Source organism: Luteimonas qiangzhengi, assembly GCF_039548515.1.
Taxonomy (GTDB): Bacteria; Pseudomonadota; Gammaproteobacteria; order Xanthomonadales; family Xanthomonadaceae; genus Luteimonas.
On the sequence record NZ_JBCLVE010000009.1, the window covers coordinates 171,085 to 184,591 of the forward strand.

General features: G+C 66.2%; 11 protein-coding genes. 2 read left to right on the forward strand and 9 right to left on the reverse strand.

Going from position 1 to position 13,507, the window contains the following annotated elements; all coding sequences use genetic code 11:
* Positions 1 to 113: 113 nt before the first annotated feature.
* The 6 genes from WCE59_RS08275 to WCE59_RS08300 form a co-directional block, all read right to left on the reverse strand.
* Complete coding sequence (locus WCE59_RS08275) at positions 114 to 932, reverse strand: ferritin-like domain-containing protein (protein ID WP_343258274.1); 819 nt, start codon at positions 930 to 932, stop codon at positions 114 to 116.
* Positions 929 to 2,401 (reverse strand): amidophosphoribosyltransferase, encoded by a 1,473-nt coding sequence (gene purF / locus WCE59_RS08280; protein WP_343258275.1) that lies wholly within the window; start codon positions 2,399 to 2,401, stop codon positions 929 to 931. Before purF ends, WCE59_RS08275 begins: the two co-directional genes overlap by 4 nt.
* 66 nt (positions 2,402 to 2,467) lie before the next feature.
* Positions 2,468 to 3,472: an SPOR domain-containing protein gene (locus tag WCE59_RS08285; protein WP_343258276.1), complete on the reverse strand. Its 1,005-nt coding sequence runs from the start codon at positions 3,470 to 3,472 to the stop codon at positions 2,468 to 2,470.
* 58 nt (positions 3,473 to 3,530) lie between these two features.
* Positions 3,531 to 4,805: a bifunctional tetrahydrofolate synthase/dihydrofolate synthase gene (gene folC, locus WCE59_RS08290; protein ID WP_343258277.1), complete on the reverse strand. Its 1,275-nt coding sequence runs from the start codon at positions 4,803 to 4,805 to the stop codon at positions 3,531 to 3,533.
* An 11-nt stretch (positions 4,806 to 4,816) separates the two neighbouring features.
* Positions 4,817 to 5,464, reverse strand: coding sequence for a histidine phosphatase family protein (locus WCE59_RS08295; RefSeq protein WP_343258278.1), 648 nt, complete (start codon positions 5,462 to 5,464; stop codon positions 4,817 to 4,819).
* Positions 5,465 to 5,484: 20 nt separating this feature from the next.
* Complete coding sequence (locus tag WCE59_RS08300; RefSeq protein WP_343258279.1) at positions 5,485 to 7,662, reverse strand: S46 family peptidase; 2,178 nt, start codon at positions 7,660 to 7,662, stop codon at positions 5,485 to 5,487.
* Positions 7,663 to 7,809: 147 nt separating this feature from the next.
* On the opposite strand from WCE59_RS08300, the gene tdh reads away from it, so the two are divergent.
* Complete coding sequence (gene tdh, locus WCE59_RS08305; RefSeq protein ID WP_343258343.1) at positions 7,810 to 8,841, forward strand: L-threonine 3-dehydrogenase; 1,032 nt, start codon at positions 7,810 to 7,812, stop codon at positions 8,839 to 8,841.
* Between the two features lie 34 nt (positions 8,842 to 8,875).
* Entirely contained in the window at positions 8,876 to 10,069 is a 1,194-nt protein-coding gene (gene kbl, locus WCE59_RS08310; protein ID WP_343258280.1) for a glycine C-acetyltransferase, read from the forward strand.
* A gap of 15 nt (positions 10,070 to 10,084) precedes the next feature.
* Here the strand turns inward: kbl and WCE59_RS08315 are convergent, their stop codons facing one another.
* The 3 genes from WCE59_RS08315 to WCE59_RS08325 form a co-directional block, all read right to left on the reverse strand.
* Positions 10,085 to 10,594: a hypothetical protein gene (locus tag WCE59_RS08315; RefSeq protein WP_343258281.1), complete on the reverse strand. Its 510-nt coding sequence runs from the start codon at positions 10,592 to 10,594 to the stop codon at positions 10,085 to 10,087.
* A gap of 210 nt (positions 10,595 to 10,804) precedes the next feature.
* The gene (locus WCE59_RS08320; protein ID WP_343258282.1) at positions 10,805 to 11,884 is read right to left on the reverse strand and encodes an OmpA family protein; all 1,080 of its coding nucleotides are present in this window, start codon (positions 11,882 to 11,884) and stop codon (positions 10,805 to 10,807) included.
* Positions 11,885 to 12,065: 181 nt separating this feature from the next.
* A complete protein-coding gene (locus tag WCE59_RS08325) occupies positions 12,066 to 13,505 on the reverse strand; it encodes a bifunctional 2-methylcitrate dehydratase/aconitate hydratase (protein WP_343258283.1) in 1,440 nt (479 codons plus the stop codon).
* Between the last annotated feature and the right edge of the window lie 2 nt (positions 13,506 to 13,507).

A 13,507-nucleotide genomic window follows, 5' to 3' on the forward strand; every position in this document is an offset into this window, starting at 1 on the left:
CCCGCGCGCGAGCTCCGGAACGGATTCCCGGACGATCCAGCGGGACCACAACAGAGGTCACGCGGCTTCGCGCGCATGGCGCGCTCCCACAGATGGAGATCACACGCGAGGCCTTAGCTGGCGGAGAGTTCCTGCAGGGCGGCGAGTTCTTCTTCGCTGAAACCGGCCGCGGCGCGCGCATCGACGTTGAACGGCCCGTGCAGCACGGCGCGCGCATATTCGGCCAGCAGCTCGCGGAACTTCGGCTCCGGGACAATCCCGGCGCGCTCGCAGTACCAGCGGAACCAGCGGCTACCGGCAGCCACATGGCTGACCTCCTCGGACAGGATCACTTCCAGCACCGCCACCGTGTCCTCATCGCCCACCGCCCGCAGCTTCACGATCATGCCCGGCGTCACGTCCAGGCCGCGCGCCTCCAGCACCCGCGGCACCAGTGCCATCCGCGCCATGCCATCGTGCGCGGTCTTCTCGCACATCTCCCACAGACCGTTGTGGGCATCGAAATCACCGTAGTCGTGGCCCAGCGCCTGCAGCCGCTCGCGCAGCATCAGGAAGTGGCGGGCCTCGTCGTCGGCAATCCGCACCCAGTCAGCGTAGAAATCGGCCGGCATGCCGCGGTAGCGGTAGGCGGCATCCCAGGCCAGGTCCACGGCGTTGAGCTCGATATGGGCAATGGCGTGGATGAAAGCCGCCCTGCCCTCGTCGCTGCCAAAGCCGCGCCGCGGAAGGTCGCGCGGGTGCACCAGCTTCGGCCGCGGCGGGCGGCCCGGCATGCGGATCGGCTCGGGCGGCGGCGCCTCGTCCGGAACCGGCAGCCGACCGGCAGCGAACTCGGCAGCGTAGTGCCGGGTCAGGCGAATCTTTTCATCAAGATCGGCGGCGTCCAGGCAAGCGCGCGCGGCGTCGAACAGGGTCACAGCCGTGCCGCTCACAGCGCGAGGCGGCGCTGGCGCTTGGCCTCGTCCGATCGCAGCCGCTTGATCTCATCGAAATAGCCCGGCTCCACCCCGGTGATGTACTCACCGCTGAAGCACGAAGAATCAAACCGCATCTCCGGCGACTTGGGGCTGGCTACCGCGGCTTCCAGATCGGTCAGGTCCTGATACACCAGCCAGTCACAGCCGATCATGCGCTCGATTTCGGCCTCGGTCCGCTCGTGCGCAATCAACTCTTCCGGCGTCGGCATGTCGATGCCATAGATGTTGGGATAGCGCACCGGCGGCGCGGCCGAGGCCAGGTATACCTTGCGCGCGCCCGCATCACGGGCCATCTGCACGATCTGCTGCGAGGTGGTGCCGCGCACGATCGAATCGTCCACCAGCAGCACCACCCGGTTACGGAATTCCAGCGGCATCGCGTTGAGCTTGCGCTTGACCGACTTCGCGCGCTGGCTCTGGCCGGGCATGATGAAAGTGCGGCCGATGTAGCGGTTCTTGATGAAGCCCTCGCGGTACTTCACGTCCAGCACGTGGGCCAGTTCCAGCGCCGAATCGCGCGAGGTATCGGGGATCGGGATCACCACGTCGATATCGTGATCGGGCCGCTCGCGCAGGATCTTCTCGCCCAGCGCCACGCCCATCCGCATGCGCGCCTTGTGCACCGAGATGTTGTCGATCATCGAATCCGGGCGGGCGAAGTAGACGAACTCGAAGATGCACGGTGCCAGCGTGCCCGGCTCCACGCACTGGCGATGATGCAGTGTGCCGTCGGCGGTAACCACGATGCCCTCGCCCGGGGCGACATCGCGCAGCCGCTCGAAGCCGAGGATATCCAGGGCGACGGACTCGGAGGCAATCGCGTATTCGGTACCGGCCTCGGTCACCTTGCGGCCCAGTACCAGCGGTCGGATGCCGTTGGGATCGCGGAAGGCCACCAGCCCCAGACCCAGCACCACCGCCACGGAGGCGTAACCACCTTTGGCCCGACGGTGCACGCTCTCAATGGCCCGGAAGGCTGATTCCGGCTCCAGCGCGCGCTCCCGGTCCAGCTCGTGCGCAAATACGTTCAGCAGCACTTCCGAATCGGACTGGGTGTTGATGTTTCGCCTGTCCTGTTCAAACACCTCGCGCCGCAGCGCCTCGGTATTGATCAGGTTGCCGTTGTGGGCCAGGGCGATCCCGAACGGAGAATTGACGTAGAACGGCTGGGCCTCGTCGCTGCCTTCGCTGCCCGCGGTGGGGTAGCGGCAATGGCCGATGCCCACCTGCCCCTGCAGCAGCTGCATGCTGCGCTCGTCGAACACGTCGCTGACCAGGCCGCTGCCCTTGTGCACCCGCAGGCCGGTCCCCGCTGCCGTGGCGATGCCCGCTGCATCCTGGCCCCGGTGCTGGAGCACGGTGAGGCCGTCGTAGAGGGCGGGCGCAACTTCAGAGGTTCCAACAATGCCGATAATGCCGCACATGCGCGTGTATCCAGATGACTTGGAAGAAAAAAGGGGTGTTCCGCATCCCTGCGGTGCGGTGGCGGCTCAGGGGTGCGAACGCACCATGCCTTCCACCTGCACCTTGTCCTGGACCTGCGCCTTGAGCCGCTCGGCTTCGGCGCGACTGACCACCGGGCCGGCGTTGACCCGGGTCAGCACGCCACGATCGGCGGTCTGCACGGTCTGGGTGAAGGCATTGAAGCCCTGCGCACGCACCCGGTCGCGCAGTGCGTTGGCATCGCCAGCGCTGGAAAATGCGCCCAGCTGCACCACGAAGCCGACGTCCGGGGCTGCTGCAGGCGTTGCCGGCGCGGGTGTTGGCGTTGGCGTCGCCGGCGGGGTTGCGGCCGCGGCTTGCTGCTGCCGCGGCTGGGCCGGCGCAGCATCAAGGCTGACCACGCGCGCGTCATTGGTGCCGATGGTCGCGGCACGCACGCGCACCGCTTCGGCCTGGGCACGACTCGCATAGGGACCGATGTGGACCCGCCACACGGTCTGGCCGGCCACTTCCACCCGGACGCTGCTGGCCGGCAGGTTGGCCTGCTTGAGACGGTTGACCACGGTATCGGCGTTGACGCTGTTGCCATAGCTGCCAAACCGCACCGCATAATCGCCACCTGCAACCGCGGCCGGCAGTGCGGTTTCCGCCGGCTCAGCCGCGGGTGCCGGCTCGCTGGCCGGGGCCTCGGCAGGCTCGCCCGATCCGGCAACGGCATCCGGCTCCGGCACGGCCGGTCCATCCGCCGGCAGCGCGGCATCAGGATGCGGTTCGCGCGCAGTATCCACGGTCGGCAGCGTGCCATCAGGACTCATGCCCTCGCGCTCGCGAGCGCCCAGGCCCAGTGCGCCATCATCCGGCTGCGGGCGGGGAGCAACCAGCGGCAGTTCGCGGGTCACCATGTCCGACTGCGGGCGATCGGGCATGTCCAGCGACAGGTCCGACACGCCGCTGTCCGGCGCGGGGCCTTTGACCAGCATGGGCAGGAAAATCACCGCCAGCGCGACCAGCACGGCCGCGCCGATCAGGCGTTGTTTCAATCCGGAATCCATCGGCGTTGTCTAGCGGCGGGGGCGTGATGATTATACGCACCGTACCCGCATGACATTCTTAATGTCCGCCCTGGAGCAGCTGCAGCGCTGCGGCAGCGGTGTGGAACGAGCCCAGCACGAGGATGCGATCGCCCGGCACCGCCGTTGCCCTGGCCGCAGCGACAGCCCCTGCCACGCTGGCATGCATCGGAGCCGCAGCCGCCGCAGTGCCAGCCAGGCGCGCTGAAAGCGCCTGTGCCTCCAGCCCTCGCGGTACGCCCGCCAGACCGGCCAGCTGCCAGCTGGACACTTCCGTCGCCAGGGCCGCGACCACGCCGGCCACATCCTTGTCTTCCAGCGCCGCGTAGACAGCGTGCACCCGGCCGGCAGCCGGCTCCGCGCGCAGCCAGTCCGCCAGGCCCGCGGCTGCGTGCGGGTTATGGGCCACGTCGACAACGATCTCAACACCATCGACATCGAACGACTGCAGCCGCCCCGGCACCCGTGCGGCCGCCACGCCGCGCACGATTGCCTCGTCTGATATCCCTGCGTCCAGCGCCCGCAGCGCGGCGATGGCGCTGGCGGCGTTGCGCATCTGCACCGGAGCGCGCAGCGCGGGATAGGGCAGATCAATCCGGTAGCCCACTTCGCGCCAGCGCCAGTGGGTGCCATCGACCGGTGCAAACAGGAAGTCGCAGTTGGCACGCAGCGCAGCGGCACCTATCCGGTAAGCGTGACGAAGCACGCTTGCAGGCGGATCATCCTCGCCCAGCACCAGCGGCTTCCAGCCACGCGCGATACCGGCCTTCTCCAGCCCGATGGTTTCGCGGTCATCGCCCAGCCAATCGGCGTGATCCAGATCCACCGCGGTGATCACCGCCACGTCCGGGTCAACGATGTTGGTGGCATCCAGGCGTCCACCCAGGCCCACTTCAAGGACCACGAGATCCAGACGTTCGCGCGCGAAAAGCCACAGCGCCGCCAGGGTGCCGAATTCGAAATAGGTCAGCGACACCGGCGTGCCGACTGTCCTCGCCGCCTCCACCGCTTCGAACGCCTCGACCAGCGCCACGTCATCGGCGACGCGCCCGTCGATGCGCACGCGCTCGTTGTAGGCGAACAGGTGCGGCGAGGTATAGGCGCCGACCCGCCAGCCCTGCTCGCGGCCAATCGCTTCCAGAAAGGCCACCGTGGAGCCCTTCCCGTTGGTTCCGGCCACCGTGATCACGTGCCGGGCCGGGTGCTGCAGGCCCATGCGCGCAGCGACTTCGCGCACCCGCTCCAGGCCCATGTCGATGGCCCGGGGATGCTGGCCTTCAATCCAGGCCAGCCACTGGTCAAGATCCCGCTTCACGGCAGTCGGTTTCACAGCGCGCGGTGGACCGCCTCGCCAAACAGGGGGGTGTGGTGAGCGCAGTCGTTCAGGCGAACCACTTCCAGTGCATCCACGCTGTCGCCTTCCAGCAGGTTGAGGGTGGTGGGCGCCTGGCGGAAGGTCCACAGGCGCGAGAACGGGATGCCCAGGACGTGGCACAGGATCACCCGGTTGACCGCGTCATGGGCTACCACCAGCAGGGTGTCGCCGCGGCCCATGTTCTCCGCGGCACGCACGAATGCAGGCCAGGCGCGATCAAACACCTGCTGCAGCGACTCACCGCCGCCCGGCATCAGCACCGTATCCGGGGCCTCGCGCCAGGCCTGCAGACGCTCCGGATCCCGGGCGTGGATCTCACTGGCCAGCAGGCCTTCCCAGCTGCCGTGGGCGATCTCCTGCAGCCCCTCGTCAAACTGCAGCAGTGAAGCCCGGTCAGCACCCAGGGTCAGCTCCGCGGTGCGCCGGGCGCGTTGCAGCGGCGAAGCAACCGCGCGGTCGATCACCAGGCTTTCCAGGCGCCGGCCCAGCGAAACAGCCTGGGCTTCGCCCACCGGCGACAGCGCGATGTCTTCCTGGCCCTGATAGCGGCCTTCGGCGTTCCACGGAGTTTCGCCGTGACGGGCAAGCAGGATCCTCATCGGTTTGTTGTCCTTGTCACTCAGCGCCGCATCTGCGGCAGGTCCAGTTCCTCAAGCAGCTCAGGTGCCGGGAACGCCTCCTGCATCACCCAGCGCATGTAGCGCTGGTCAACGGAAATGGTGCGGGTCATATCCGCGTCAAACACCCAGTTGGAACTGACCGACTCCCAGTTCATGTCGAACAGCAGCCCCACCAGCCGGCCGTCGGCGTCCAGCACCGGCGAACCGGAGTTGCCGCCGGTCACATCCAGGTTGGACAGGAAGTTCACCGGCACCGAACGCAGGCGCCGGTCGGCCAGGCCGCCATCGCGCTTTTCGGCAATCGCGTCCAGCAGCGGCTGGGGCGCGTTGAACGGCTCCTCGCCGGTCGCCTTTTCCGCCACTTCCTGCAGCCGGGTAAACGGACGCTGGCGGCTGCCATCCAGCTTGCGGTAGCCCATCACGTTGCCAAAGGTGATACGCAGCGAAGAGTTGGCATCCGGGTACACGTGCTCACCCTGGCTGCGGCGGTAATCCACCACCGCCTGCATGTACACCGGCCGCGCCTGCAGGATCCGCCCCGCGCGCGCCTTGCGCTCCATCTCCTGCTCCATCGTGACCGCGGTTACTGCCACCGCGTAGCTGATCACCGGATCATCGCTGCGCTCAAATGCGCTGCGATCGGAATGCAGCCAGGTCATGCGCTGGTCCGGATCGTTGAGGCCGGTGGTGGCCAGACGATCCAGCGCCGCTTCAATCGCTGCTTCGTCGCTGCCCCCGAGCCATTCATCCACCACTGCGACGCGCTGGTCCTCCGGCAGGGCCACGTATTGCTCCAGCCAGTAGCGCTGCAGAATCCGGTCCATATCGGGGTGGTAACGCCGGTCCATCTGCGCCACCGCACCTTCGATCTGCGGCTGGTCGCGCTGCTGATAGCCCGGCTCGCGGTCACCGTCCGGACGGGTGCGCTCAATGGAATTGCGGTACAGGCGCATCGCCAGTCCCACCGTGCCCTGGCGGTGCAGCTGGCCCAGGATCAGGTCGCGCTCGCGGGTATTGCCGGCCTCCCCGGCCAGTTCCACCAGTTCGGAATAAGCGGCAAGCGCCGGCTCACCCGTTTCGCCCTGCTCGCGCAACCACTCCAGCACCGCGGTTTCCTCGCCGCGCTTGCGCGCCGCCGCATCCACGCGGGCAAAGCCTTCGAGCTGGCCGTCGTAGTTCTTGGAAGTGTTGCGCCAGCCACCCATGGTGGCCGCATAGCGGACCGCGATTTCCGGGTTGTCGCGCCCCTCGGCTTCCACCAGGTCAATCAGCGCCTTGTAGTGGCGGCTGATGATCGGATAGGTCCACTGTTCGGTCTGCTCGAACTCGGCCACCAGCGCATAGCGGTTGGTGCTGCCCGGATAGCCGGCAGCCATCACGAAGTCGCCATCACGCAGCGGCTTGTCGGAGAAGCGCAGCCAGTGCTGCGGCTCATAGGGAACGTTGTCTTCGGCATGATCGGCCGGCTTGCCATCCGGCCCCACGTAGGCGCGGTAGAAGGCGAAGTCACCCGTGTGGCGCGGCCACATCCAGTTGTCGACCTCACCACCGAAGTTGCCGATCCCGCCCGGCGGCGCATACACCAGGCGCACGTCGCGGATTTCCACGTTGCGGAACAGCCGGTACTCGTTGCCGCCGTGGAAGGCGTACAGGCGGCAGCGATACCCGCCTTCGTGCTCGCAGTCGGCGATCAGGCGCTTTTCAATGAATTCCAGCGCGCGCGCGCGGCCGATGTCATCAGGCGCGGCGTTGATGGCGCCATGCACCTGGGCGGTCACGTCGCGGATCGAGTCGAGCACGAAGATCCGCGCGTTGGGCCCGGCGCTGAGCTCCGCATCCGCTGCCGGCGCATAGAAGCCGGCATCCATCAGGTTGTTCTCGGGCGTGGAATTGAGCTGGATCGCGCCGTAGGCACAGTGATGGTTGGTGGCGACCAAACCGCCCGGGGAAACAAAGCTCGCCGTGCAACCGCCCAGCGACACCACCGCGCCCATCGGGTCGGCGGTCAGGTCGGCCAGCTGCTCCGGCGCCAGGCGCAACCCGGCCTGCTGCAGCGGCCCGGCGATTTCAGGAAGCTGTTGCGGAACCCACATGCCTTCGCCCGCGGAGGCGGGAGCTGAGATGGAAACGGAGGCCAGCGACAGGGCGGCAAGGAGAGTGATCGGTGCAAGGCGCATGCGGCGGTCTCTGATGGGCACAGCCCTCAAGTCTACCGCCGCGAAGGCGCTACAGGATCGCCCCATGCCGGGGCCGTCCGGGTCCGCGGCGTATAATCAGCGGCCCGATCACAGATGGAATGCCACCCGATGTCCCAACCCGCCCAGATCCCGACCACCATGCGCGCGCTGGTCAAGCGCGAAGCTGCCAAGGGCATGTGGATGGAACAGGTTCCCGTGCCCACCCCGGGTCCGAACGAGGTGCTGATCCGGGTCGAGAAAACCGCGATCTGCGGCACGGACCTGCACATCTACCTGTGGGACGAATGGAGCCAGCGCACGATCAAGCCCGGCCTGGTGGTGGGCCATGAATTCGTCGGCCACATCGCGCAGATCGGCCCGGGGGTGAGCGGCTACGAGATCGGCCAGCGGGTTTCCGCCGAGGGCCACCTGGTGTGCGGCAACTGCCGCAACTGCCGCGCCGGCCAGCAGCACCTGTGCCCCAACACGGTGGGTATCGGCGTGAACCGCGACGGCGCCTTCGCCGAGTACATCGTGATGCCGGCCAGCAACCTGTGGCCGATCCCCGATGAAATCCCCAGCGCCCTGGCCGCCTTCTTCGATCCCTACGGTAACGCCGCGCACTGCGCGCTGGAATTCGACGTGGTCGGTGAAGACGTGCTGATCACCGGCGCGGGCCCGATCGGGGTCATGGCCGCCGGGATCTGCAAACACATCGGTGCGCGCAACGTGGTGGTGACCGACGTCAACGACTACCGCCTGCAGCTGGCCACCGAAATGGGTGCCACCCGCGTGGTCAACGTGGCCAACGAATCGCTGCGCGACGTGATGGCCGAGCTGGGCCTGGAAGGCTTCGACGTGGGCCTGGAAATGAGCGGCAACCCGCACGCCTTCAACGACATGCTCGACGGCATGTACCACGGCGGCAAGGTGGCCCTGCTCGGCATCCTGCCCAAGGGCGCCGGCATCGACTGGGACCGCATCATCTTCAAGGGCCTGACCGTACAGGGCATCTACGGCCGGCGCATGTACGAGACCTGGTACAAGATGACCCAGCTGGTGCTGGGCGGTTTCCCGCTGGACAAGATCCTGAGCCACGAACTCCCCGCCTCCGAATTCCAGCAGGGCTTCGACCTGATGGAATCAGGCAAGTGCGGCAAGGTCGTACTGGGCTGGTAACCCGGCCGCCCCTTCATTTCACAGGAACCGCATCATGTCCCTGACCTCCCGCTACAACGAAACCCTGGAAGAGATCCGCGAGGCCGGCCTGTTCAAGGCCGAGCGCATCATCACCGGGCCGCAGTCGGCCGAGATCGAGCTCGAAGACGGGTGCAAGGTGCTGAACTTCTGCGCCAACAACTACCTCGGCCTGGCCGATCATCCCGACCTGATCCAGGCGGCCAAGGATGCGCTGGATACCCACGGCTTCGGGCTGGCATCGGTGCGCTTCATCTGCGGCACCCAGGACCTGCACAAGGAGCTGGAGAAGACCATCTCCGACTTCTTCGGCAAGGACGACACCATCCTCTATGCCGCCTGCTTCGACGCCAACGGCGGGTTGTTCGAACCGCTGCTGGGGCCGGAGGACGCGATTGTGTCCGATTCGCTCAACCACGCTTCGATCATCGACGGCGTGCGCCTGTGCAAGGCCAAGCGCTACCGCTACGCCAACTGCGATATGGCCGACCTGGAAGCCCAGCTCAAGCAGGCCCGTGCCGACGGCGCGCGCACCATCATGATCACCACCGACGGCGTGTTCTCGATGGACGGCTTCGTCGCCCCGCTCGATGACATCACTGCACTGGCCGAGAAGTACGACGCGCTGGTCCATATCGACGAGTGTCACGCCACCGGCTTCATCGGCGCCACCGGCCGCGGCTCGGCCGAGGTCAAGGGTGTGCTGGAGAAAATCGACATCATCACCGGCACACTCGGCAAGGCCATGGGCGGTGCGATCGGCGGTTTCACCACCGCCAGCGCCGCGGTGATCGAAATGCTGCGTCAGCGCTCGCGCCCTTACCTGTTCTCCAACTCGCTGCCTCCGCACGTGGTGGCAGCAGGCACCAAGGCCTTCCAGATGCTGGATGCCGCTGGCGAACTGCGCGAACAGTTGGCCGCCAACACCGCCTGGTTCCGCGAACGCATGACGGCGGCTGGTTTCGACCTCAAGGCCGGCGACCATCCCATCGTGCCGGTGATGCTGTATGACGCCCCGCTGGCCCAGCGTTTCGCAGAGCGCCTGCTGGAGGAAGGGATCTACGTGATCGGCTTCTTCTTCCCGGTTGTGCCCCAGGGCCAAGCCCGCATCCGCACCCAGATCAGTGCGTCGCATACCCGGGAACAGCTGGACCAGGCTATCGACGCATTCACCCGCGTCGGTCGCGAACTGGGCGTCATCGGCGCCTGAGCGGCGTCGACGGGATCATTGCTCGCTGGTGACCTCGGTCACCGGCAGCACATCGGTCAGTGCCGGGGTCGCGGGCGCATTGGGATCCACGCGACGACCGGCGCTGTAGCCATTGGCCTGCAACCACGCATCGAAGTCATCGGCGGTCATCCGCTTGCCGCTCTGGGTCATGTTGAACCGGTACGGCGTATTGTCGAACTCGGTCTGCTTCACGTACGCAGCCGGATCCGCCGCCGCCATCGCGCCCGCCTGCTGCGCGCCCAGCGCCGCGCCGCTGCAAGCTTCCACGCGCAGCCGCTGGAGCACCTGGTCGAGCGACTGCTCTTCACCATAGGGCCGTGCCAGCACACCACCGTGTCCGCCAAGGCGGAAATCAGGGGCAGCCAGCTCCGGTGCCACCGGCGCCAGCATGGCCGGCACAGCGACCGCTGCGGCAACCTGCGGCGCAGCGCGCGAACACTCCGACGCATTGGCCAGGAAGGGGGCCGCGGCTAGCAGCGCGAGGGCAACAACAGGCTTGAACATGGCATTGATCCCGATAGAGGCGAAGGAGAGTGTAATCCCTTGAAGAAGGTGCCGCAAACCATTGTTCCACAAGGGCCGCGCCGACCCAAACCCGAGGTCGCTCAACTGCTTCCCGTCGCGACCAGAGCATCCCATCTTGCATCACCGACCGAAAAACAGAAAGCCCGGCACTGGGCCGGGCTTTCTGGTGTTACTGGAGCTTGCGTCCGATCAGTTCTGGACGTTCAGCTCGGTACGACGGTTGCGTGCGCGACCTTCCGGATTGTCGGAACCATCCGGGTTGGTGTTCGGCGCAATCGGGCGGCTCTCGCCGTAACCGATCGGACCCTGCAGGCGGCTTGCAGCAATGCCGTTGCTGGTCAGGTAGTCGTACACAGCCTGGGCGCGACGCTCGGACAGGCCCTGGTTGTACTGCTCGGCACCAACGGAGTCGGTGTGACCGGCCACTTCAACACCCAGGTCGGGGTAACGACGCAGGATTTCGACGGCTTCGTTCAGGATCTGCACAGCATCCGGACGCAGGGTCGAACGGTCAAAGTCGAAGTTCACGCCAGTCAGGTCGATGGTGATCGGCGCGGGCGGCGGCGGTGCAGCAGGTGCAGGTGCCGGAGCCGGCGGCGGCGGCGGCGGCGGAGCAACCGGAGCGGTCGGTTCCGGACCCAGCGGAATCACCAGGCCAACCTGGGCCACGATGTCGGTGAACTGGCTGTCTTCCTGATTGTGCGGGTAGCCGCCCCAATCCTGACCACCGTTGGCAGCGTAGCTGTTGTCGTCAAAATCACCGCGCATGAAGATTTCAGCACGGACCGCAACGCGGCTGCTGAACGTACTCTGCACACCGCCGCCGACCTTGGCAGAGAGGTTGCCGTCCTTCCGCTTGCCCGGCGAATCCGGGCTCGGGAAGTTGTCAAACTCCTCTTCCGCACGCTGGTAACCAACGCCGAACAGCACGTAAGGATTCCAGCTGCGGCCGTCGACAATGAAGTGGCGGCGGAAGTCGAACGAAACGCCGTACTGCGACCAGTTCAGGTCCGGGTTGGCGCCCTGCACGCTGCCATCAAACTGCGGGTTCTGGTAGTTCAACTCGGCGTCAATAGACCAAACCGGGCTGACAAACTTGCCAATGCCCAACGACACGGCGGGGGTCTCGTCAGTGCGACGGTCACCATCCTGGAAGTTGTAGCCGGCGCCTGCGGTCAGGTACCAGCGATCATCGAACTCTTGGGCATTGGCAACTGAGGCCAGGCCCAGGCCGCCGGCGAGCGCGGCGCAGAGGAGTTTCATTTTCATCCGTAATGCTCCTTGATCAAGGGGGATAAAGCTCTTTTTAAAATGTTTTGTAACTTGGTCCAGCTTTCAGGCCGCGCAGGCCCAAAACCTTCGCGACACAGCCTAGGGTCAGCCGCGTGAAGACGACGTTAACAGTAACATAACAGTTAACCCCATCACACCTGCTTCACCCCCCTGCCGTTCAGCTTGCGTAGAGGTCCAACAGGTCGGACAGCGGCATGTCGTCCATGCGCTTTGGATCCTTCGCCAGCGCCATGAGCGCATCCACCCGGTCAGCCGGCAAACGGGTGCGGAATGCGTGGTCGCACTTCGCCACCAGCAATGGAATCCCCTCCTCCCGCCGCCTGCGATGGCCCACAGGATAATCGATGACCACCTTCTCGGTGGACGACCCGTCGGTGAAAAACACCTGGACCGAGTTGCCGATGGCACGCTTGTCAGCGTCGAAATACTCGCGGGTAAAGCGCGGTTCTTCCTTCACCAGCATGCGGGCGCGAAGGGCGTCAATCCGCGGATCGGCCGCCACGTCATCGGCATAGTCCTGCGCCTCCAGCCGCCCGAAAACCAACGGCACCGCCACCATGTATTGCAGGCAGTGGTCACGGTCGGCGTAGTTGTCCAGCGGTCCGGTCTTGTCGATGATTCGCACCGCTGCTTCCTGGGTGTGGATCTCCACCCGCTCGATCTCATCCAGGCGCTCGCGCACCTGGTCGTGCAGCTGCATCGCGCACCCGACCGCGGTCTGAGCGTGGAATTCCGCCGGCCAGCTGATCTTGAACAGCACGTTTTCCATCACATAGCTGCCAAACGGTCGTTCAAACTCGAATTCCCGCCCCTTGAACAGCACGTCATAGAAGCCCCAGGTCGGTGCCGACAGCGCTGAAGGGTAGCCATCAGTCCCTTTACGCACCGCATTGAGGGCATGCACCACGGCGCGACGACAGGCATCGCCGGCCGCCCAGCTCTTGCGTGGACCGGTGTTGGGCGCGTGGCGATAGGTCCGCAGCGCTCCCCCATCGATCCAGGCGTGCGACAACGCGTTGATCACCTCCTGCCTGCCCCCGCCCAGCATTGCAGTGGCGACTGCCGTCGACGCCACCCGCACCAGGATCACATGGTCCAGGCCCACCCGATTGAAGGCGTTGCGCAGCGCATGCACGCCCTGGATCTCATGCGCCTTGATCGCCCAGCCCAGCACATCGCGCACCGTGATGTGCTTGCCTTCCTTGCGCGCCTGCCAATCGGCCACGGCCAGGATGGTGCCGAGATTGTCGGACGGATGTCCCCACTCTGCTGCCAGCCAGGTGTCGTTGAAATCCAGCCAGCGCACCAGGGTGCCGATATTGAACGCGGCCTGGGCCGGATCCAGCTCGAACCCGGTCCCGGGCACGCGTGCACCGCCAAGGATTTCACCTCCCGGCACCAGCGGACCCAGGTGTCGCCTGCACTGATCGAACTCAAGCGCAAGCATTGCGCAGGCCAGCGAATCAAGCAGCATCCAGCGGGCGGTGTCATAGGCCAGTTCGGAATCGATGCGGGTATCGATCACATAGTCCGCCACCTCGACCAGCGGACGGTCGGGCGCGGGTCGCGCTGCGGAACGGGCATCTGGCAGGGCCATGG

Bases quoted from the DNA above. Each gene is read 5' to 3' on its own strand.
- purF (WP_343258275.1), bottom strand. From the start codon at position 2,401: ATGTGCGGCATTATCGGCATTGTTGGAACCTCTGAAGTTGCGCCCGCC.
- WCE59_RS08285 (WP_343258276.1), bottom strand. From the start codon at position 3,472: ATGGATTCCGGATTGAAACAACGCCTGATCGGCGCGGCCGTGCTGGTC.
- WCE59_RS08295 (WP_343258278.1), bottom strand. From the start codon at position 5,464: ATGAGGATCCTGCTTGCCCGTCACGGCGAAACTCCGTGGAACGCCGAA.
- WCE59_RS08300 (WP_343258279.1), bottom strand. From the start codon at position 7,662: ATGCGCCTTGCACCGATCACTCTCCTTGCCGCCCTGTCGCTGGCCTCC.
- kbl (WP_343258280.1), top strand. From the start codon at position 8,876: ATGTCCCTGACCTCCCGCTACAACGAAACCCTGGAAGAGATCCGCGAG.
- WCE59_RS08315 (WP_343258281.1), bottom strand. From the start codon at position 10,594: ATGTTCAAGCCTGTTGTTGCCCTCGCGCTGCTAGCCGCGGCCCCCTTC.
- WCE59_RS08320 (WP_343258282.1), bottom strand. From the start codon at position 11,884: ATGAAAATGAAACTCCTCTGCGCCGCGCTCGCCGGCGGCCTGGGCCTG.
- WCE59_RS08325 (WP_343258283.1), bottom strand. From the start codon at position 13,505: ATGGCCCTGCCAGATGCCCGTTCCGCAGCGCGACCCGCGCCCGACCGT.